The sequence below is a fragment of the Hydrogenophaga crassostreae genome, assembly GCF_001761385.1.
Taxonomy (GTDB): domain Bacteria; phylum Pseudomonadota; class Gammaproteobacteria; order Burkholderiales; family Burkholderiaceae_C; genus Hydrogenophaga; species Hydrogenophaga crassostreae.
Window position 1 is genome coordinate 4,037,837 of record NZ_CP017476.1, and the last position, 19,868, is coordinate 4,057,704.

A 19,868-nucleotide genomic window follows, 5' to 3' on the forward strand; every position below is an offset into this window, starting at 1 on the left:
GTTCAATGGTTCGGGATCGGTGGGCGCTCGTTGGCGGGGCGCTCCGTCTTGCGTTTGGTCGGGTCAGGCACCAGCACGGCAGTGGTCAGTTTTTCTTCACTGAACAGGCGCTGGGCCACCGACTGCACTTGCGCCGCCGTGACTTCATTGAGCTGGGCCATCAACTGGTCGCCGGCTTCAAGCCCCATGTCCAAAGCCCAATAACTGCCCAGTTCCCGAGCCTGGTTGAACACCGAATCGCGCTTGTAAACCTCGCCAGCGATCCATTGCGTTTTCACCCGCTTGAGCTCCACCTCGCTCACGCCTTCACTGGCCACTCGCGCGATCTCTTCTTTCAAGGCCGAGATCACTGTGTCACTGGCCACACCGGGTGCCGGTACCGCAGACAGAAAGAACAACTGTGGCCCGCGACCCATCAAGCCGAAAGAAGCGCCAGCGCTGTCGGCCAAGCGTGAGCGCTTGCCTCCCTGGCCCTGAATCAATGCGCGCTCCAGGCGCGCTCCGCTGTAACCATCAAGAATGGCCGACAAGACCGTGAGTGCCAGCGCGTCCTGGCTCGCGGGGTCTCTGGCTTGGGGATCGGTCAGTTTGGGCATCTGGTAGGCCAGTGCCACCATGGCCTGCTCGGTGGCCGCGCGGAAATCCATCTGCCTGGCGCCCTGCTGCTCCGGTTCTTCACGGGGCTTGCGTGTGGGCAGGGGTCGGGACGGAATGGCACCATAGATGCGCTCGGCCATCGCATGAACGGCAGCCACATCCACATCCCCGGCAATCACCACCGCTGCATTGGCAGGTGTGTACCAGCGTTTGAAAAAGTCGCGTGCATCCTGGGGGGTCATGGCATCCAGATCACTCATCCAACCCACCACCGGCCGCCTGTAGGGACTGGCCTGGAAAGTCATCGCGTTCATGGCTTCAAACATGCGCGCGCGCGGTGACTCTTCGGTGCGTTGCCGCCGCTCTTCCTTGATGACCTCGATCTCGCGTTTGAACTCGTCATCCGGCCACTGGTTGTTGGCAAAGCGGTCCGCCTCCAGCAGCATCATGGCCTCAAGCTTTTCGCTCGGAATCTGCTGGTGGTAAGCGGTCACATCGCGCGTGGTGAACGCGTTTTCCTGCCCACCCAGGGCAGCCACCTTGCGCGAAAACTCCCCGGGTTTCACTGTCGGCGTGCCTTTGAACAACATGTGTTCCAGTGCGTGGGCCACGCCTGTGGTGCCATCGACTTCGTCCATCGCCCCAACCCTTACCCACAACATATGGGCCGCCGTAGGCGCCCGGCGGTCGGGTTGCACGATCAGCGTCATGCCGTTGGACAGGGTGAACTGCTGGGCAACAGGGGCCGCCATCACGAGCGCAGGAATGGCACCAAGCCCCAGGAAAGACCAGGCAATAGACATCATGGGAGATCGGGCCCAAGAGGGCAGACAACGTTTCATAGAATGAGAAGATACAAGAGATTCCAAAATGTTCTCGTTCTTCAAAAAAAAGACACCTCCAGCCCCTGCTCCAGCCGAGCTCCCGCCCGGGGACGCCGCCCAAGCGCCCCTGCCCGAACCGCCTGCGCTGAGCGAACCGCCCCCGGCTTCGCCGCCACCTGAGGAGCCCCCAGAGCCCCCAAAGGCCCCTGAAGCGCTCGCGCAAGCCGCGCCTCAAGCGCCGGAGCCCGAGCCAGCGCTTGCCAGGCTGGAAGCACCTGAAGACAAACCTGCCGAACCCGTCAAGGCCTCATCCGGCGTCTTTTCGTTCTTCCGCAGAAAACCACCTGCTGCACCACCCCCCGCTGACGACGCGCCGCCCGCACCGGTCGCTGAGCCAGCGCCTGAGGCTGCGCCCGGGCCAGAAGCCACGGAGGAAGTTGCGCCGGCACTGGCTCCAGCCACCGCACCCACATCCGCTGCAGTTACAGCGGCTCCCAAGCCCCCAGCGATTGCGCCTGCGCCGACCAAGGCCATCGACCCCCCGGCACCACCGCCAGTCGCAATCCCGGCAAAACCTCTGCCCGTGGTGCCCACCGTCGCCAACGCGGTGGACAAACCCGTGGACAGGCCCATGGCGCCCAGCGAGGCGCGAAAAGGCTGGCTGGAGCGCCTCAAGACCGGACTGCGCCGCACTGGCGCGAGCATCGCCACCGTCTTCACCGGAACCCAGATCGACGACGCCTTGTACGAAGAGCTGGAAGAGGCCCTGTTGATGGCCGACACCGGCGTCAAGGCCACCGAACACCTGCTGGCCGACCTGAAGAAACGCGTCAAGGAGGCCAAAGCCACCAACCCGGCGGCCGTGAAGGGCCTGCTCGCAGACGCCATCGTCGCACTGCTGGAACCGCTGCAGAAAACGCTGGTGATCGGTGAATTCAAGCCCACCGTGATCATGGTGGCCGGCGTCAATGGCGCGGGCAAAACCACCTCCATTGGCAAACTCACGCGCCATCTGGCCAACGGTGGCGCCTCGGTTCTGCTCGCTGCAGCCGATACCTTCCGGGCCGCCGCCCGGGAACAGCTCGCCGTCTGGGCCGACCGCAACACCGTCGAGATCGTGACCCAGGAAGGTGGCGACCCTGCTGCGGTGAGCTTCGACGCGGTGACAGCCGGCCGCGCTCGAGGGCGCGATGTGGTGCTGGTCGACACGGCAGGGCGTTTGCCTACCCAGCTTCATTTGATGGAAGAGTTGAAAAAAATCAAGCGGGTGGTACAAAAAGCCGACCCCACCAGCCCCCACGAGGTGCTGCTGGTGATTGACGGCAACACCGGTCAAAACGCCTTGGCCCAGGTGAAAGCATTTGACGAAACCCTTGGCCTCACGGGCCTGGTGATCACCAAGCTCGACGGCACAGCCAAGGGAGGCGTGATCTGTGCGATCGCCCGCGAGAGGCCGATTCCGATCTACTTCATTGGCGTGGGCGAAAAGCTGGAAGACCTGGAAACCTTCAACGCCAGGGAATTTGCGCAGGCATTGCTGGCCTGAGGAACAAGGCCCCCACGCTCCGCCGCTGCGCGGGTCGCTGCCCCCCGAGGGGGCTGATTCACCTTGGGGCGGCCCTGCGGTGAATCGCTTCGCCCCCACCCTGCGCCGCTGTGCGGGTCGCTGCCCCCCGAGGGGGCTGATTCACCTTGGGGCGGCCCTGCGGTGAATCGCTTCGCCCCCACCCTGCGCCGCTGTGCGGGTCGTGCCTATTCGGGCTTATTCGTCGTTGCCGTAATTGCGCCATTGCTTCATGGCATTGCGCATCGTCAGCATCTGCCGCTCAAATCTGGGGCAGGCTTTGCACATGGCCATGTGCACGCGCAGCGCCATTTGATCAAGCGCACCCAGATCACGGTCTTCCCTGGCGACCACAAGCGCACTCACTTCCTTGCAAGTGCGCATCAAGGGGAGCTTTCGCATCAAAGGGTTCATCAGCGGGCAAACCAGTTCAGTTCCAGGCATTCGCGCAAACGCAAACGGGCCCGGTGGAGTTGGACATACAGGTTCGTCGATGTCAGCCCGAGTTCCTTACATATCTCGTCGCTCGACATCTCCAACCACTCCCGCATCAGGAACAAACGGCCCTGCACAGGGGGTAGTTTTTCGGTACAGGCATCGAGAATGGCCATGAACTGCTGGCTTTTCAGGTCCTGCTCCGGGTTACCCCAATCGGCCGGTTTCTCTGCAAAGTGGCCATTGGTCCTGAACGCAATGTGTTCCAGCGGATCGGCCTGGCTATCGCCTTGCGAACCGGTGTCGAGCATCACTTCGCGCTGGCGCACGCGCATGGAATCGATGATCTTGTGTTTCAAGATGCCCACCAGCCAGGTCTTGAGCTGGGAGCGTGCCTGAAACGCCTGCGGCTTGGCCAGGGCGGCAAGCAAGGTTTCGGAAACTGCGTCTTCTGCCCAGGCCTCATTGCGCAATTGCAAACGGGCAAAGCGCATCAGGTAGTCACGCAAGGCGACCAGTTGCTGTTCGTAATCGGTGGGGGGCGTGATTGACATGTTCGAGTGCTGTTGCGCTCAAGTGTAAGGAATGTCACATGGGGCCGACAGAACCCCATACGCAACCAGAGAACCGAGCCCGCCATGGAACCACAACGCCACCCGTCCCGTCGGAACCTTCTCGTCTGGCTGGCTGGCGCAGCCCCGGTCTCGCTGCTCGCCCAGACGCCTTCGTTCGCAACGCCCGGCCAGGCTGAACTCCGGGGGGTCACGTCCGGCGGCGAGGTTTTGGCTCTCAACACACTGCGCGGCCAGGTGGTGATGGTTTTTTACTGGTCAACGGAATGCCCGGTGTGCCGCAACAAAATGCCGGAACTGCGCGCCAACGCAGCGGGCTGGCAAGGCCAGAAATTCACGCTGCTCGGCGTCAACATGGATCAGAAGCGCGAAGATTTTTTGCGCTACGAAGAAGTGGTGACGCCGCTGCTCCCGCAAGAACAGCTGTTTCCATCGGTGTGGGGCCGCGACCCTGCCTACCAGGACAACCTCGGTCCGGTCTCCCATCTGCCCTCCACGGTGCTCATCGACAAACAGGGGCAAGTGGCTGAACGCTACATGGGTCGCATTCCACCGCAAGCCTGGAACCGCATCGCCGATCTTTTGTAAATAATTTCAGAACGCCGTGTAAGAACACCGCGTCAGCGCTGACTCACCATCAACCAGAGTCGCTTGTTGACGCACCCGACCCGGTTAATCAATCCCTTCACCCTCTGGAGAATTCACATGAGCAACCGCACCCTGATCACCACCGCAGCCGCTTCCCTGATGTCGCTGGCCATGTTGTCCGCCCCCGTTCTGGCGCAGGCCGCAGCCAAGGAAAAATGTTTCGGTATTGCCAAGGCCGGCCAAAACGACTGCGCCAACCTGAGCGGATCGCACTCGTGCGCCGGTCAGTCCAAGGTGGACAACGGCAAGGACGAGTGGAAATACGTTGCCGAAGGCACCTGCAAAACCATGAACGGCATGAACATGGAAGAAGCCAAAGCCGCCTCCATGATGAAAAAGGACGACATGATGAAAAAAGACGACATGAAAAAGATGGACGACACCATGAAAAAAGAAGAAATGATGAAGAAAGGCTGATCGGCCATGATCGCCACGCCGATGTCTCCCGCGCCGGGCGCACCGCGCTCCTCCGTGGGCATCGGCTGGCGTCACCCCCATTACGCGGAGCTGCTGCAAACGCTGCCCGCGCTGGACTTCATTGAAGTTCACTCCGAGAATTTTTTCGCCCAGGGTGGCGCCGCGCTTGCCGTGCTGCTAGAAGGCCGAGAGCACTACCCGGTGAGCCTGCATGGCGTGGGCCTATCCCTTGGCTCGGCCATGGGCATCGATGCCTGGCATCTCGACCAACTGGCCCAACTGGTGCAGCGCGTCGATCCGGTTCGCGTCAGCGACCACGCCAGCTTTGCCCGCGCCCCTGCGGGCGGCAAAGCGGTACACGCGTCCGACCTGTTACCCATCCCCATGACCCGGGACGCGCTCGAGGTGATGTGCGCCAATGTAAGTCAGGTGCAAGACCGGCTGCGCCGACCCATCGCGGTCGAAAACCTGTCGGCCTATGTGCAGTGGCAACAGGCCGACATGAGCGAAACCAGCTTCCTCAACGCCTTGGCCCAACGCACCGGATGTGGCCTGTTGGTGGATGTGAACAACCTCTATGTCAACGCGCTCAACGCGCAGCTGCGTGGTGACACGCAAGTGCCCATTGAAGCCTGCCAGGCCTGGCTGAACGCCATCGCCCCCCAGCACGTGGCCGAGCTGCATCTGGCGGGCCATGTGCATTGTGGTGACATCGTGATCGATGACCACGGCAGCCGCGTGCCCGAGCCCGTCTGGTCGCTGTATGCCCATGCACTCGATCTACTGGGACCGGTGCCCACCCTGATCGAATGGGACACCGACGTGCCCGCGCTCGGCGTTCTGCTTGAAGAAGCCAGCCGAGCGCGCGCCGCTGGGCAAAGGGTTGCCGCATGACACAAGGCAATGCCACCACCGCGCTGCAAACGCAACAGGAAGCGCTTGTGAAGGCCTTGTTCGCCCGACCGGGCGAGGCTTCAGTCCACGCAGAGCTGCTTCCCCTCCTTGACCAGTGCAGCCTGCAAAGCCAGCGCGGGCTTCAGGCCTACCAGGCCAACGGACACGCCTTGGCCGAGCGCAGTCTGCGCGCCGCTTTTCCCGTGATTGAACACATGGTCGGGAGCAACAGCTTCAACGCCCTCGCCCGCGACCTGTGGCACCAACACCCTCCCGAGCGGGGCGATCTGGCGCAGTGGGGCGCGGCGCTGCCCGCCTTCGTTGCCAGCAACCCGCAACTGGCCGATGCGCCCTACCTAAGCGATGTGGCCCAGGTTGAATGGGCGCTGCACCGTGCGGCGTTCGAAGCCGATACCCCGCCCGACCCTGCCAGCTTCGTCCGCCTCACCGAAGAAGACCCCGAAACGCTCGCACTCACGCTCGCCCCGGGCGTGCACACGGTCACCAGCCGCTTTCCGGTGGCCAGCCTGGTACTGGCCCACCTTCAGGACCACCCCAACCTGGCCGAAGCCACCGACCGCTTGCGCCGGGGCGATGCTGAAACCGCACTGATCTGGCGCCAGGACATGAAGCCCAGGCTGATGCTGTGCACGGATGTGGCGGCCGCGCTGATAGCGTTGCTGCAATCCGGTCGCGATATCGCCGATGCGCTGGATGGGGCGATGAGCGCTGCCCGTGACGGCACAGATGAACACTTCGACTTCTCCGCCTGGCTCACCGAAGCCGTGACCCAAGGGGTGGTGATCGGCGTGCACACCGCACAGTCCCGGGCTGTCTGAATCAACGCGCCCCCCCTCTCTGGAGCCCCGCATGAACGCACCCTCACTTCTCTCACGCGGCCAATCGCTGTGGCACACCATCACCCAGGGCATCGACAGCCTGCGCGCGCCCGCGGCACTGATGGCCCGGCTGTACCTGGCCCAAGTTTTTTTCCTCTCCGGCCTTACCAAGCTTCGCGACTGGGACATCACGCTCCTGTTGTTCACCGAGGAATACAGCGTGCCTTTGCTCTCGCCCGAAGTGGCTGCGGTGATGGGCACAGCGGGTGAACTCGTGTTGCCTGTCCTGCTGCTTCTGGGCCTGGCCGGGCGCTTCGCCGCACTGGGCCTGAGCGTGGTCAACGTGGTGGCTGTGCTCAGCCTTTCCGAGATCGCGCCCGCCGCCATGCAACAGCACATCACCTGGGGGGTCTTGCTGGCCGCCCTGGTCTTGTATGGGCTCGGCAAGTGGACAATCGACTGCCTGTGGATACGCCCTGGCGTTGAGCGCCGACTGCACCCCCATTGATTTTTGTACCGGGAGATCCGTTTTGAACCTGCCATTGCCCACCCTGTCGCGCCGCAGCCTGCTGCTTGGTGCAGCCTCCGCCAGCGCCCTGCCCGCCGCCTGGGCCCAACAAAATGCTCAGCCCAACTGGAGCGCCATTGAAAAAGCGGCGCGTGGGCAAACCGTCTACTTCAACGCCTGGGCCGGCAGCGAACGCACCAATGCCTACCTGCAATGGACAGCAGGCGAGGTCATGGCCAGTCACGGCGTCAAGCTGGAGCACGTCAAGATCACCGACACCGCCGATGTGGTCAAGCGCGTGCGCGCCGAGAAAGCCGCCGGCAGGGGTGAAGCGGAAGGCACGGTGGACCTGGTCTGGATCAATGGTGAAAACTTCGCCACCCTGAAGCGCGAAGGCCTGCTCTTTGGCCCTTTCGCCGAAACACAACCGAACTTCCAATACGTGGATGTCGAAGGCAAACCCACCACCCGCAACGATTTTTCTGTGCCCACCGACGGCATGGAATCGCCCTGGGGCATGGCTCAGTTCACCCTGTTTGCCGACGGCAAGCGCCTGTCCAAGCCGCCGCAGAACATGGCCGAACTGTTGGCGCTCGCGCGCAGCCAGCCAGGCCGCATCACCTACCCCCGCCTGCCCGACTTCACCGGCACCACCTTCATCAAGCAAGCCTTGATCGAGCACGTCGCTGACAGCTCGGTGTTGTCCAGGCCTCCGGTAGAAACCGCCTTCGCGCAACAAACCGCCAACCTCTGGAAGTTTCTGGATGCGCTGCACCCCCAGCTCTGGCGCGGCGGCAAGCAGTTTCCGCAAAACCCAGCAGCGGTGCGCCAGATGATGGCCGACGGCGAATTGCTGCTGGCCCTGACCTTCAACCCCAACGAACCCGCCAACGAGCTCGCCGCCAAACGGCTGCCAGCTTCCACCATCGCCTGGCAGTTCAACAAAGGCACCATCGGCAACACCCATTTCGTGGCCATCCCCTACAACGCCAAAGCCAAAGCCGGGGCACAGATCGTGACCAACTTCCTGCTCTCGGCCAAGGCCCAGGCGCGCAAGGCCGACATCAACGAATGGGGCGACCCGACCGTGCTCGACCTCAAAAAGCTACCCGCTGCCGAGCGCGCCCTGTTCCCGGCCAGGCCCTTGCCTGGCCAGGTGGCACAGGCCGCTCCCACGCTGCCCGAGCCGCATGCTGGCTGGGTCGACCCGATCGAAAAGGAATGGACGCGGCGGTACCTTTGACCCCCACGCGCCGCACTGCGTGCGTCACCCCCCGAAGGGGCGATGCAGGCGGACCGTCGGAGCCGGATCCGCGTCATCCTGGGTTTGAAGACCTCGTGCCAACGGCATCCACTTTCAACCAATGAACTCGCTGCGTCTGCCTTTTGCTGGGGCCCTGCTTTTGCTTGCGGGTGGGCCGCTGCTGGCCATCGCGGTGCTGTCGCTCGGTGCATTGTTCGATGCACAGGCCTGGACCGACCTGTGGCACGACAACCAATGGCTGCCAGCCCTCGGCCTGTCGCTCTGGACCGGGTTGAGCTCCACAGCGCTGGCCTGGTGGATCAGCGGCTGGCTGCTGGCCCAGGGTTTCGTGCGCGACCACATGGGCGCGCTGCTGCGCGGGGTGCCGGTGATGCTGGCCACGCCGCATGCCGCCTTTGCCATCGGCCTGGTGTTTCTGATCGCGCCCAGCGGCTGGTTGTTGCGCGCGCTTTCGCCCTGGCTCACCGGCTTTGATTGGCCGCCCGCCTGGCCCACCACCCAGGACCCCTGGGGCCTGGGCCTGATCCTGGCGCTGACCGCCAAAGAGATTCCCTTTCTGCTCTGGACCGCGGCCACCCAGCTGCAGCGCGACGATGTGCGCCAGCGCTGGCGCGCCGAACACACGCTGGCCCAGACCCTGGGCTACCCGCCCCACCGCGCCTGGTGGCGTGTGGTCTGGCCACAGCTGGCGCCCCGCCTGTTCTGGCCGCTGCTGGCCGTGCTGGCCTATGGCCTCACCGTGGTCGATATGGCCCTGGTCATCGGCCCCGCATCACCGCCCACACTGGCCGTGCTGGCCTGGCAATGGCTGCAAGACGCCGATCTGGCGGTCAACGCCCGTGGCGCGGCGGCCGGTGGCGTGCTGACCCTGGCGGTGTTGGCCGCTGCGCTGGGCTGGCGGGGTGTTCAGCACCGCCGACGCAACATCAGCGGGCGCCGCGGCGTGGCGAAAGCCAACGGGGGCGGCCTGATCGGCCTGTGGCTGCTCGGCGGGTTTTACGCCGCCGTGCTGCTGGCGCTGGCCGTGGGCAGTTTTGCCGGCGTCTGGCCGTTCCCGGCCTTGTGGCCCGAAGCGCTCACGACGCAAGCCTGGGCCAGCGTCTGGGCCAGTCGAGGCACCGTGGGCACCACCCTGGTCCTGGCCCTGGCGTCCACCGGGCTGGCCTTGCTGTGGTGCGTGGCCTGGCTGGAACTCAGCCCCCGCCGCTGGGACAACGCCTTGCGACCCCTGCTCTATCTGCCACTGGTCTTGCCGGCGGTGTTGTGGGTCGTGGGGCTCTACACACTGGCGCTGCACACCCGCCTCGAAGGCCAGTGGACCGGGCTGCTGCTGGCGCACACGGTGATGGTTCTGCCCTATGTGCTGCTCGCACTGTCGCCGGCTTATCTGGGGTTTGACCCGCGCGCCGCGCAACTGGCGGCCAGTCTGGGCCATGGCCGCTGGGCCTTTTTGCTGCGCGTGAAATGGCCGCTGCTGCGCCGCTCGCTGAGCGCGAGTGCCGCCGTGGGCTTTGCCGTGAGCGTCACCCAGTACCTGCCCACCCTGTACATTGGCGCAGGGCGCTTCGGCACCGTGACCACCGAGGCCGTCACCCTCGCTGCCGGCGCCCAACGCTCGCTCACCAGCGCCTACGCCGGCCTGCAATTCATCCTGCCCGTGCTCGCGTTCGCGCTCGCCGCCTGGCTGGGCCGCCCCCGACGCTTCAAAACACCCCAAGCATGACGCTCTCTGTCCACATTCAACACCTCTGCAGCGCCCGCCGCGAGTTGCTGCGCGACCTGCGCTTCGACGTGGGGCCCGGCCAGATCCTGACGCTCATGGGCGCCAGCGGCAGCGGCAAAAGTTCGGTGCTGGCGGCCATCGCCGGCACGCTGGCTACCATCGCCGAGGGCGGGCAGGCGCTGCGTTTTGACGGCACCGTGTCGCTGGACGGCACCGATCTCACCGCCCTGCCCACCGCTCAGCGCGGCATCGGCCTGCTGTTTCAGGACCCCTTGCTGTTTGCCCACATGACCGTGGCAGAGAACCTGCTGTTCGCCGTGCCCCCCGGCCCAAAAGCGGAGCGCCTGTCCAAGGTGCAACAGGCCTTGCAGGACGCCGAACTGGCCGACTACGGCGAACGCGACCCGGACACCCTCTCGGGCGGCCAGCGCGCTCGCGTGGCCCTCATGCGCGCCCTGCTCGCGCAACCCTGCGCACTGCTGCTCGACGAACCGTTTTCCAAACTTGACGCCACGCTGCGCGACCAGTTCCGCGGCTTCGTGTTTGACCACATCCGCCGCAAAGGCATCCCCGCCGTGCTCGTGACCCACGACGCCGCCGACATCGCCGACCCGGCCTTCGTCATCGAGTTGAACCATGCTTGACCGCCTCATCCAGACCGCCATCAAGCCCTTGATCACGAAGGCCGCCAAGGCCTTGGTCAAGGCCGGCGTCAGTGCAGACGGGCTCACACTGACCGGCTTCCTGGTGGGCATGGGTGCGGCCGTCGCCATTGTCTTTGAGGCCTACATCACCGGGCTGGTGATGCTGCTGACCTCGCGCCTGATGGATGGGCTGGACGGCGCCGTGGCCAGAGAAACCACGCCCACCGACCGCGGCGGGTTTCTGGACATCACACTGGACTTTCTGTTCTACGCCAGCATCCCGCTGGCCTTCGCCATCTCGAACCCGGCCCAAAACGCCCTGCCCGCCGCCGTCCTGCTCGCTGCCTTCATCGGCACCGGCAGCAGCTTCCTGGCCTTCGCCATCGTGGCCGAGAAAAACCGCATCGCCTCCACCGCGTTTCCCAACAAGAGCTTCTACTTTCTCGGCGGACTCACCGAAGCCACCGAAACCATCGTGGCGCTCTCAGCCATGTGCCTGTGGCCTGAGGCGTTCCCGCTGATTGCTTATGGGTTCGCGGTCTTGTGCGCGATCACGATTGCGATGCGTATCGGGTGGGGCTGGCAGCGGTTCCGGTGACCCAAAACCACCACAGACCTGCCCGTTGAACGACTGCAATTGAAAGGCAGCATCTGCGAAGCGGGGCTTTTGCACCGCAGGCTCTACCCGGGCCCAACGCCCCGGGTCAACCGCCAAAACCGCACATTCAGAATCACGGCCGCCACCGCCAGACCACCCACCAGCCCGGCCCACAGACCCGCAGGTCCCATCGGCCCAAACACACCCAGGGTGAGGCTCAGGCCCATGCCGACCACCCAGTAACCAAACACGGTGACCAGCATGGGAACCTTGGTGTCTTTGTAGCCGCGCAAGACGCCCATGGCGCCGACCTGCATGCCGTCGACCACCTGGAACACGGCGGCGTAAACGAGGAACTGGGCGGCCAGTGCGATCACGTTGGCGTTCGGTGTGTACAGGCCGGCGAGCTGTTCGCCGAACAGGGCCATGAACAACGCCGAGACCATCATGAAGGCGGTGCACAGCGCGATGCCCAGCCGCCCCCGGTAGCGCGCAGTCAGCGGCTCGCCCGCGCCCAGCGCCTGGCTCACGCGCACGGTGAGGGCGATGGAAATGCCGAGCGGGATCATGAAGGTGATCGAGGCGATGTTGATGGCGATCTGGTGGCCGGCCACGGTGGCGACGCCGAAGCGACCCATGAGCAGCGCGGTGGCCGTGAACAAGCCGGCCTCCATGGCCATGCTGATGGAGATCGGAATGCCCAGGCGAACCAGCGTGGCGATGTGGGCCCAGTCGGGGCGGGTGATGCGCTGGCGCAGGTGGTATTTGGCGTAGCGCGGTGCGCGCAAGGTGTAGACATAGAGCGCCAGGCAACCGCAAGTTTGGGCAACACCTGTTGAGAGCGCTGCGCCCGATGCGCCCATTTCAGGGAAGCCGAAGTTGCCAAACATCAGCAGGTAGTTGCCCAGCACGTTGACCGGCAGCATCAGCAGTTGGGTCCAGAGCATGGGCATGGTGTGGCCCATCGATTCGTTGAGGAACCGGGGCACAAGGTAGAGACAGGTGAGCGGCAGGCTCCAGGCGATCCAGACCAGGTATTGGCGCGTCTCGGTGACGATCTCGGGCGCGATGCCGAGCCAGGGCATGAGCAACGACATGGCCAGCAACGACAGCATCTGGAACACCGAAAGTCCCAGGGCCATCCACACACCCTGGCGCAGTTCTTCGCGAATGAGGGGGTGGTTGTTGGCACCCACATGGTGGGAAATGATGGGGGTGAGCGCCAGCATCAGCCCCAGCCCGGCGATCACGACAAAAAACCACATGGCCGCGCCCAGCGCCACCGCCGACAGCGCCAGGGCGTTGATGCGCCCGGCCATCAGGGTATCGGCCACACCCATGCCCATTTGCAGCAGTTGGGCCACGATGATGGGCAGGGCAATGATGGCGATGGCGCGCAGTTCTTTGCGTGCTTCGGCGATAGATGGGTTCAACGGAGATTCCTGCGGTGCGCAACCATCTGTGCGATGGCTTGAAGGGGATTCAGGCGGAGTGGGCGGCTACTGCTTCAGCGCCCATTCCACCAAGGGCAACTGGTCGTTGCCAAAATAGAGCCGTTCGCCCGAGCCGAAAGGCACAAAGATGCTCGGTGAACCAAAGGCACCACGGCCCACGGCTTCTTCGGTGTTGGCGCGCAGCCGGTCTTTGATGGCGGGCTCCTGCGAGCGAAGCCGCAGCACCTCGCCGTCCAGGCCCGCCTGGTTGGCGATGGCCACCAGCACGTCGGGATCATCAAGGTTCAGCTGGTGGGTGTAGTAAGCCTCAAACCCGGCGGCGGCGAACCTGAGCAGCGCTGCCTGGTCGTCTTCCAGCGCGCAACAAAAACGCATGGTGTTCACCGAGCGCAATGGGAAGAAGGGCCCTGGGAAATTCATCTGAACGTCCGACAAAGCAGACCAATCTTGCAGCGACTGGATCAACTGGCGCCATTTGGGGCTGCCCTGGTTGTTGGCGCGGGATTCCACATAGGCCTCGTTGACCTGGTTGTGCACGCCGCCCACCAGAAAGGGCCGCCAGACGATGGTGGCGCCCAGCTTCTTGGCCATGGGCTGGATATTGTGAAACGCCAGGCAGGTCCAGGGCGACGCGAGGTCAAAGAAGAATTCAAAGGTCTTTTTCATGGCGCAGCTTTGCGAATCGGGTTGCACAGGGTATCGCAAACCCATGCTCCGATTGCAGTTGCTTCCGGGAATCGACGCAACGGCGAGCGACAAGATTGCGCCCATCAAGATCCAGGCAACCCAGGCTGAGCGGACGCAAGCCAACGGCGTGAAGGCTGACACAGCCAACGTTCCGTTTCAATGGCCTGTCCGCCTCCCTGAACGCGACCGCTGAAACCAGCACTTGAAGCAGCGCTGGTCATTCACATGCTATGCACCCCCATGCGCCGCAACACGAGCTTCTCGGCCTCCACCGCCAGAAACTTGACCGATGCAAGGCCGAGGATCAATGCCCACGATGCCCAGCCGAGCGACGCCGTGCCAAAGAGCTGTTGCATCGGGGGGCATAGGTGAACAGCATCTGAAACACCACCAGCGACACACTGGCCCAAAAGGCGATCAGGTTGCCGGTGATGGTTTCCCAGGCGAACGCATGGGCGGTGAAATGGCGCGTATTGAACAGGTACACCAGTTCGCCCACCACCAGCATGTTGACCACGGCGGTGCGCGCAAGCTCGATGGAGCTGCCGCGCGCCATCTCCCATTCAAAGACGGCGTAGGTGGCGGCAATCATGAGCAGGGTCACGTAGGCGATGCGGGTGAACAGCAGGCGGGTGATGAGTGGCTCGGCGGGGTCGCGTGGCGGGCGCTCCATCAACTGGCCCTCGGCGGGCTCAAAGGCGAGTGCGATCGCCAGCGTGACGGTGGTGACCATGTTGATCCACAGGATTTGCGCCGCGGTCACCGGCATCGCCAGCCCGGCGAACACGGCCAGCAAAATCACACCCGCTTCGCCGCCATTGGTGGGCAAGACAAACAGCAGCGATTTTTTGATGTTGTCGAACACGGTGCGCCCTTCGCGCACCGCGTGGGCGATGGAGGCGAAGTTGTCATCGGTCAGCACCAGGTCGGCGGCTTCGCGCGCGGCGTCGGTGCCGCGCTGGCCCATGGCCACGCCAATGTTGGCGGCCTTGAGCGCGGGCGCGTCGTTCACACCATCGCCGGTCATGGCCACCAGCTTGCCCTGGGCTTGCAGCGATGCCACCAGGCGCAGCTTGTGCGCAGGGCTGGCGCGGGCCACCACATCGGTCTGCGCCAGCCGTTTCGCCAATGCTGGGTCGTCCAGGTGGTCAATCTCATCGCCAGTGATGGCCTGTCTGGCTTGCAGGCCAATCTGCTGGCCGATGGCCGCAGCGGTGACCGCGTGGTCGCCGGTGATCATGAGCACGCGGATGCCGGCGCGCTGGCAGTCGGCCACGGCGGCCACGGCTTCGGGGCGCGGCGGATCCATCAGCCCGACCAGGCCGAGCAGAGTGAATCGGGGCACGATATCGGCTATACCGATGCTGTGGGTGCCGGAGGGCAACTCGCACTCGGCCAGCGCCAGCACGCGCTGGCCATCGCCCGCCGCCTGGTCGACCCGGGCTTGCCAGGCCGCGCGGTCGAGCGGCGCGCCGGTGGTGTCTTTGACACACAGATCGAGCACCCGTTCCGGCGCACCCTTGAGCAAGATGAACGCACGCGACGCCTGCCCACCCGCTTGGTCATGGTGCAGGGTGGCCATGTAACGGTGTTCGGATTCGAACGGGATTTCGTCACGGCGCGGAAAGGCCTGGCTGGTGCTTTCGAGCGCAAGGCCAGCCTTGAGCGCCAGCGTGAACAGCGCGCCTTCGGTCGGGTCGCCAGCCAGCACCCAGTCCCCGGCGTTGTCTTCGCCTGCGTCATCGCGGTGCAGGCGCGCATCGTTGCACAGAAGCGCGCAACGGGACAGCCGTTGCAGCCCCGAATGGTCTGCGGGCTGAACAGCTGAGCCAGCAAGCTCAAATCTACCCAGCGGGGTATATCCTGCGCCGCTCACCGCCAGCGTGGCATCGGCCAGCATCACGCGCACGGCGGTCATTTCGTTGCGCGTCAGGGTGCCGGTCTTGTCGGTGCAGATCACGCTGACCGAACCCAGCGTTTCAACAGCAGGCAGACGCCGCACCACGGCACGGTGCTGTGCCATGATGCTGGTTCCGATGGCCAGCGTGATGGTGACCACTGCGGGCAGTCCTTCAGGAATCGCCGCCACAGCCAGACCGACCACCACCAGAAACATGTCGGCGGCGGGCATGCCACCGAGCCAGACACCATAGAGGAAGGTCAACAGCGCCACCACGCCAATGAAGGCGGTGATGCGGCGCGCAAACTGGTCGAGCCGCCGGGTCAACGGCGTGACCAGCTCGGCCACGCCGGCCACCATGGCGCCGATCTGCCCGATCTCGGTTTGGCGGGCGGTGGCCACCACCACACCAGTGGCCTGGCCCACGGTGACCACCGTGCCGGCATACGCCATGCACAGCCGGTCACCCAGCGCGGCGCCCTGGGCCACGGCATCGGGCTGTTTTCCCGAAGGCACAGACTCGCCCGTGAGCGCGGCCTCGTCGATCGCCAGATTCTTGCTGCGCAGCAAGCGCAAATCGGCCGGCACTCGGGTGCCCGATTCCAGCAACACCACGTCACCCGGCACCAGATCAGCGGCATCAATTTCCAGCCGCTGTCCTTGCCTCAACACCATAGCGTGGCTGGCCAGCATGGCGCGGACCGCTTCCAGCGCGCGTTGGGCCTTGCCTTCCTGGACCAAGCCCATGATGGCGTTGATCACCACCACCCCCACGATCACCGCCGTGTCGAGGGTGTGCCCCAGCCACAAGGTGATGCACGCCGCTGCGAGCAACACATAGATGAGCAGGTTGTGAAACTGGGCCAGCAGCCGGCGCCACCAGGGGCGGGGCGGGGTCGCCTGCAGGCGGTTGGGTCCATAACTGGCCAGCCGCTCTTTCGCCTCACGGGTGCTCAGGCCCCGGGCATCGCTGGCCAGTTGGCGCAGCGCCTCATCGGCAGGTGTTGCGTGCCAGACGACGGTCGTTTCGGTGCGGGATGCGCTATTTCTCATGTCTGTACGTTAGCGCAAACCCTGCTGCTTCTATACCGACCAGGTCAAAAACGCGCCATATAAACCACCCGCAAAACCGCCTGTTTCAATGGCCTCGTTCGGCGCCAGCCCTCTTCGCTTGCCAGCGCAACCAATCGGCTGGCTCGTCCACGTCCCAGAGCGCCGGCAGTTCCACCCAGCGCACCTGCGCACCGCTCAGGCGTTGGCGGGTCTGGGCCATGGTGCGGGCCGTGCTCCACTCCACCCGCTCAAACACCTGTGGCAATCGCTGCTTCAGCCCAATCAGCACATAGCCCCCGTCCTCGGCAGGAATGAACACGGCGTCGTGCAACACCAGGGCATCTGCGGCCGCCTGCAGATGCCCCGGCGTCAGCGCCGGGCAATCGGTGCCCACAATGAGCAGGGCGGGTGCACCACGCTCGGCGAAGTGGTTCTCCATCACGGCAGCCATGCGCTGCCCGATGTCGCCCTCCACCTGTGAGGCACAGCGCACCCCCCAGCGCTCGGCCAGCAGCGCGAACAAACGGTGGTGGGCACCCATCGCGGTGTACAGGACAACCTCGCCCAGACTGGCGCTGTGCGCGGTGTTCAAGGTGCGCAAGATGAAGCCACGCTGGGCGCGGGCAGCGCCGACCGCACCCAGCAGCTTTGCCAGCCGTGTTTTGGCGAACCCGGGCACCGGCGCTTTGGCCAGGACGGCCACAGCCGCCGCTGCGCGCGGCGCGTAGCCATACCGCAAGGCGAGTTGCTGCGCCGGGGTGCCCCAGGCATAGGCCGCCCGCAGTCGCCACATCAGCAGCACGGTGCGCCAAAACCCGTTGTGATCCCAGCGTCGCCCGGCGGTGCTCACGCGCTCCGTCAAACAGGCGGGAGGCGCGCGTTCACGCAGGCGCGCGCTCAACTCGATGTCTTCCATCAATGGCTGTGCGGGAAAGCCCCCCAGCGTTTCAAATACCCGGCGGCGCACAAACATGGCCTGGTCCCCGGTGGCCATGCCGGTTCGGCGTGATCGCCAGTTCATCAGCGCGGCCACCCAGGGCAACAAGGGATGCTGCCCATCGATGTGCACATCGAACCGGCCCCAAACCACACCCCCGGCCAATGCCCCTTGAACCAGCGCATCGGCGCTGGATGGCAAGCGGGTGTCGGCATGGAGAAACAACAGCACCTCTGCCTTGCGCGCCAGAGGGTGGCAAGCCCCGGCATTCATTTGCGAGGCGCGTCCACGCGGCGCGGTCAACACCGCGTCGGCCCCGGCCCGCGCGACTTCGGTGGTGTCATCCACGCTGCCACCATCGACAACGATCACGACCACGCCACGGTTGCGCAAATCGGCCAATGCGCTCAGTGCGCCCGGCAATGAGGCGGCCTCGTTCAACACGGGCATGACGATGGCCAGCCTCATGGTGACAACACCCTCTCCAGCATGGCCAGTTCATGCAACACCCGCGCCACGACGGGCGCACTGAGGTAATGCTCAACCCGGCCGCGCACATGGGTCACCAGCGCCGCTTCACTGCGATCGGCAGACCAGTCTTCGCCGTCGCCAGAGGGGCCCTCCCGCTCGCGCGACAGCACCCGCCATTTGGCACACCAGGTGATGGACCACAACCACATGGCGCCGCGCAGCGGCACATGCCACCGCGCGGCTTCGCCTGCGGCTGCGCCCATGAAGCGATCCCAGGCGCGGTAGGCAGCCATGATTTCGCCCTCGCTCAAGACCGCGTGTGAATCGACATCCCAGGTGGTTGAGGTGTAGAGCGTGGCGTGGGCCAGATCGAGACCCGGGTAGCTGTAACGGCATTTCTCCAGATCCACCAGAACCGCCGAGCCGTCGGCGCGCACGATGAAATTGCCCGGGTGGCCATCAAAGGCGATCAGGTGGCGCCGGGGCCTGGCGGCCTGATCGCACAAGGCCTGCAACCGCTGTTGCTGCGACTCGATCGCGCCTGCCACTTCCGGGGCCACCTTCGCCCCGGCGAGGAAACGGGCCTGAGCAGCGATCTCGTCGCACAGCGACTTCAGGGGATCTCGCTCATCCTGCAACGGTGAGCGCTTCGCGCGGGGCGGCAACGGCAGGGCATGCAGCGAGCCCAGCGCCCGCACGATGGCACCCAGATCACCCGGCAAGCGAGCCGCCCGGCCTTCTATTTCCGCGACCAGCAAGGCGCCTCGAGGCAGGTTGGCCGATGGCGCCAACACACCGTGCAGGGCGGGCGAGTGGCCACCCGGCGCAGCGCGCTCAAAGCAGGTGCGCTGGTAGTCAAGATTGCGCACAGCGGCCAGCCCCATCTGGCTTTGTTTGGGAATGCGCGCGAGCCAGCCACTGCCAGCCAGGCGCACATGGTCGTGGGCCAGCCCTTTGTCGGACATCGGCTGCAGCGCGCAACCCGCCAGCGGATGGGCCAGCGCGGTCAGTTCGCGGCGCAGCTGTTCAAGCAAATCATTCACGTCAGGGATGCCTCGCCATGTTCAACACCGCACCGCCAGGGGCCAGGCCCCATCGCAAGGCGCGATGGTCAAAGCCAGAGGACAGCGTGGGTTTGATGATCTCAAAATATGGTGACACATCAAAGTCCCGTGGCGCAAAAAGGCTGTGGTGCCGCACATGCAGCACCTGCTCGACGCAGTCGTGACAACCGGGATCGTTCAGGCTCAAGGTTTCAATGCTCGGCAGGATGGGGTATTGCACCGACTGAAACGCCTGGGCGATCAAGGTCGAACAAATGGCCCGTGTGGGGTCCCCACTGCCCAGGGCCAGCATCTTGCGACGCCAGCGCAGAGGCACCGGCGGCGTGGGAAACAGGTAGCGCGCGAGGTCGGTCACATTTTTGAGGTCATAGGCCTGCCCCAGCCGATCGATGGCGTATTGGCAGACCGCGCCAACCTCGTTTTCATCCAGCCCAACGGGGCGGCAGATGCGGCAATGCATCTGCTCAAACGCCGACAGCGCCACCGCGCGAACACCTTCGCTGATATCGGCCTCGACCACGCAAGGCACGTCACCGCCCACCGCATGCTCTGGCATGCCGCCCACATAGAGCGCGGCATGCGACCAGGTGGACTGTGTGAGGTACTTGATGGCGGTGCTCACCCGCGACGTGCCTTCAACCAGGATCACGTCGCCCGGTTTCAGCGTGCGGGCCAAGCTGCCGATATCAGACGGGACGCCGATGGCCGCCGCGCGCCCAGGCGTCCCCAGGTAGCGGGCAAGGGCACGACCCAGCCAGGCCCTCATGGCCGCGCC

18 protein-coding genes and 1 pseudogene are annotated in these 19,868 nt (G+C 64.8%); 10 read left to right on the plus strand and 9 right to left on the minus strand.

What is annotated here, in order from left to right; translation table 11 throughout:
- Window positions 1-2: 2 nt before the first annotated feature.
- Window positions 3-1,403, minus strand: coding sequence for a M16 family metallopeptidase (locus tag LPB072_RS18670; protein ID WP_231943300.1), 1,401 nt, complete (start codon window positions 1,401-1,403; stop codon window positions 3-5).
- 283 nt (window positions 1,404-1,686) lie between these two features.
- On the opposite strand from LPB072_RS18670, the gene ftsY reads away from it, so the two are divergent.
- Window positions 1,687-2,967, plus strand: coding sequence for a signal recognition particle-docking protein FtsY (gene ftsY / locus LPB072_RS18675; protein WP_066087434.1), 1,281 nt, complete (start codon window positions 1,687-1,689; stop codon window positions 2,965-2,967).
- Window positions 2,968-3,183: 216 nt separating this feature from the next.
- On the opposite strand, the gene LPB072_RS18680 is transcribed toward ftsY, so the two are convergent.
- Window positions 3,184-3,387 (minus strand): zf-HC2 domain-containing protein, encoded by a 204-nt coding sequence (locus LPB072_RS18680; protein WP_231943302.1) that lies wholly within the window; start codon window positions 3,385-3,387, stop codon window positions 3,184-3,186.
- An 11-nt stretch (window positions 3,388-3,398) separates the two neighbouring features.
- A complete protein-coding gene (locus tag LPB072_RS18685; RefSeq protein WP_066087113.1) occupies window positions 3,399-3,974 on the minus strand; it encodes a sigma-70 family RNA polymerase sigma factor in 576 nt (191 codons plus the stop codon).
- Between the two features lie 84 nt (window positions 3,975-4,058).
- Between LPB072_RS18685 and LPB072_RS18690 the strand changes: the two genes are divergently transcribed.
- The 9 genes from LPB072_RS18690 to LPB072_RS18730 all read left to right on the plus strand — a co-directional run bounded on the left by LPB072_RS18690 (window position 4,059) and on the right by LPB072_RS18730 (window position 11,527).
- Window positions 4,059-4,580, plus strand: coding sequence for a TlpA family protein disulfide reductase (locus LPB072_RS18690; protein ID WP_066087110.1), 522 nt, complete (start codon window positions 4,059-4,061; stop codon window positions 4,578-4,580).
- A gap of 117 nt (window positions 4,581-4,697) precedes the next feature.
- Entirely contained in the window at window positions 4,698-5,057 is a 360-nt protein-coding gene (locus tag LPB072_RS24215) for a BufA1 family periplasmic bufferin-type metallophore (RefSeq protein ID WP_082876777.1), read from the plus strand.
- 6 nt (window positions 5,058-5,063) lie between these two features.
- Window positions 5,064-5,951: an MNIO family bufferin maturase gene (bufB, locus tag LPB072_RS18700; protein ID WP_096349039.1), complete on the plus strand. Its 888-nt coding sequence runs from the start codon at window positions 5,064-5,066 to the stop codon at window positions 5,949-5,951.
- Window positions 5,948-6,790, plus strand: a complete 843-nt coding sequence (locus LPB072_RS18705) for an HvfC/BufC N-terminal domain-containing protein (protein ID WP_066087108.1) — start codon at window positions 5,948-5,950, stop codon at window positions 6,788-6,790. The genes bufB and LPB072_RS18705 overlap by 4 nt, the downstream gene beginning before the upstream one ends.
- Window positions 6,791-6,821: 31 nt before the next feature.
- Window positions 6,822-7,298, plus strand: coding sequence for a DoxX family protein (locus LPB072_RS18710; RefSeq protein ID WP_066087105.1), 477 nt, complete (start codon window positions 6,822-6,824; stop codon window positions 7,296-7,298).
- Between the two features lie 22 nt (window positions 7,299-7,320).
- Window positions 7,321-8,541, plus strand: a complete 1,221-nt coding sequence (locus LPB072_RS18715) for an ABC transporter substrate-binding protein (protein WP_231943303.1) — start codon at window positions 7,321-7,323, stop codon at window positions 8,539-8,541.
- A 121-nt stretch (window positions 8,542-8,662) separates the two neighbouring features.
- On the plus strand, window positions 8,663-10,285 hold the full coding sequence (locus tag LPB072_RS18720) for an ABC transporter permease (RefSeq protein ID WP_066087102.1): 1,623 nt from the start codon (window positions 8,663-8,665) through the stop codon (window positions 10,283-10,285).
- On the plus strand, window positions 10,282-10,929 hold the full coding sequence (locus tag LPB072_RS18725) for an ATP-binding cassette domain-containing protein (RefSeq protein ID WP_066087099.1): 648 nt from the start codon (window positions 10,282-10,284) through the stop codon (window positions 10,927-10,929). Before LPB072_RS18720 ends, LPB072_RS18725 begins: the two co-directional genes overlap by 4 nt.
- Complete coding sequence (locus LPB072_RS18730; protein ID WP_066087096.1) at window positions 10,922-11,527, plus strand: CDP-alcohol phosphatidyltransferase family protein; 606 nt, start codon at window positions 10,922-10,924, stop codon at window positions 11,525-11,527. Before LPB072_RS18725 ends, LPB072_RS18730 begins: the two co-directional genes overlap by 8 nt.
- Window positions 11,528-11,610: 83 nt before the next feature.
- On the opposite strand, the gene LPB072_RS18735 is transcribed toward LPB072_RS18730, so the two are convergent.
- The 6 genes and pseudogenes from LPB072_RS18735 to LPB072_RS18760 all read right to left on the minus strand — a co-directional run bounded on the left by LPB072_RS18735 (window position 11,611) and on the right by LPB072_RS18760 (window position 19,859).
- Entirely contained in the window at window positions 11,611-12,960 is a 1,350-nt protein-coding gene (locus LPB072_RS18735) for an MATE family efflux transporter (RefSeq protein ID WP_066087094.1), read from the minus strand.
- A 66-nt stretch (window positions 12,961-13,026) separates the two neighbouring features.
- A complete protein-coding gene (locus LPB072_RS18740) occupies window positions 13,027-13,647 on the minus strand; it encodes a 2-hydroxychromene-2-carboxylate isomerase (protein WP_066087259.1) in 621 nt (206 codons plus the stop codon).
- Between the two features lie 242 nt (window positions 13,648-13,889).
- Window positions 13,890-16,621, minus strand: a pseudogene (locus tag LPB072_RS18745) (cation-translocating P-type ATPase).
- Between the two features lie 85 nt (window positions 16,622-16,706).
- Window positions 16,707-18,026 carry a TIGR04283 family arsenosugar biosynthesis glycosyltransferase gene (locus LPB072_RS23970; protein WP_066087086.1) on the minus strand — a complete coding sequence of 440 codons (1,320 nt, stop codon included), beginning with the start codon at window positions 18,024-18,026 and terminating at the stop codon, window positions 16,707-16,709.
- Window positions 18,023-19,072, minus strand: a complete 1,050-nt coding sequence (locus LPB072_RS18755; RefSeq protein ID WP_096349038.1) for an aminoglycoside phosphotransferase/kinase family protein — start codon at window positions 19,070-19,072, stop codon at window positions 18,023-18,025. Before LPB072_RS18755 ends, LPB072_RS23970 begins: the two co-directional genes overlap by 4 nt.
- 1 nt (window position 19,073) lies before the next feature.
- Complete coding sequence (locus LPB072_RS18760; protein ID WP_066087081.1) at window positions 19,074-19,859, minus strand: YiiX/YebB-like N1pC/P60 family cysteine hydrolase; 786 nt, start codon at window positions 19,857-19,859, stop codon at window positions 19,074-19,076.
- Window positions 19,860-19,868 lie beyond the last annotated feature (9 nt).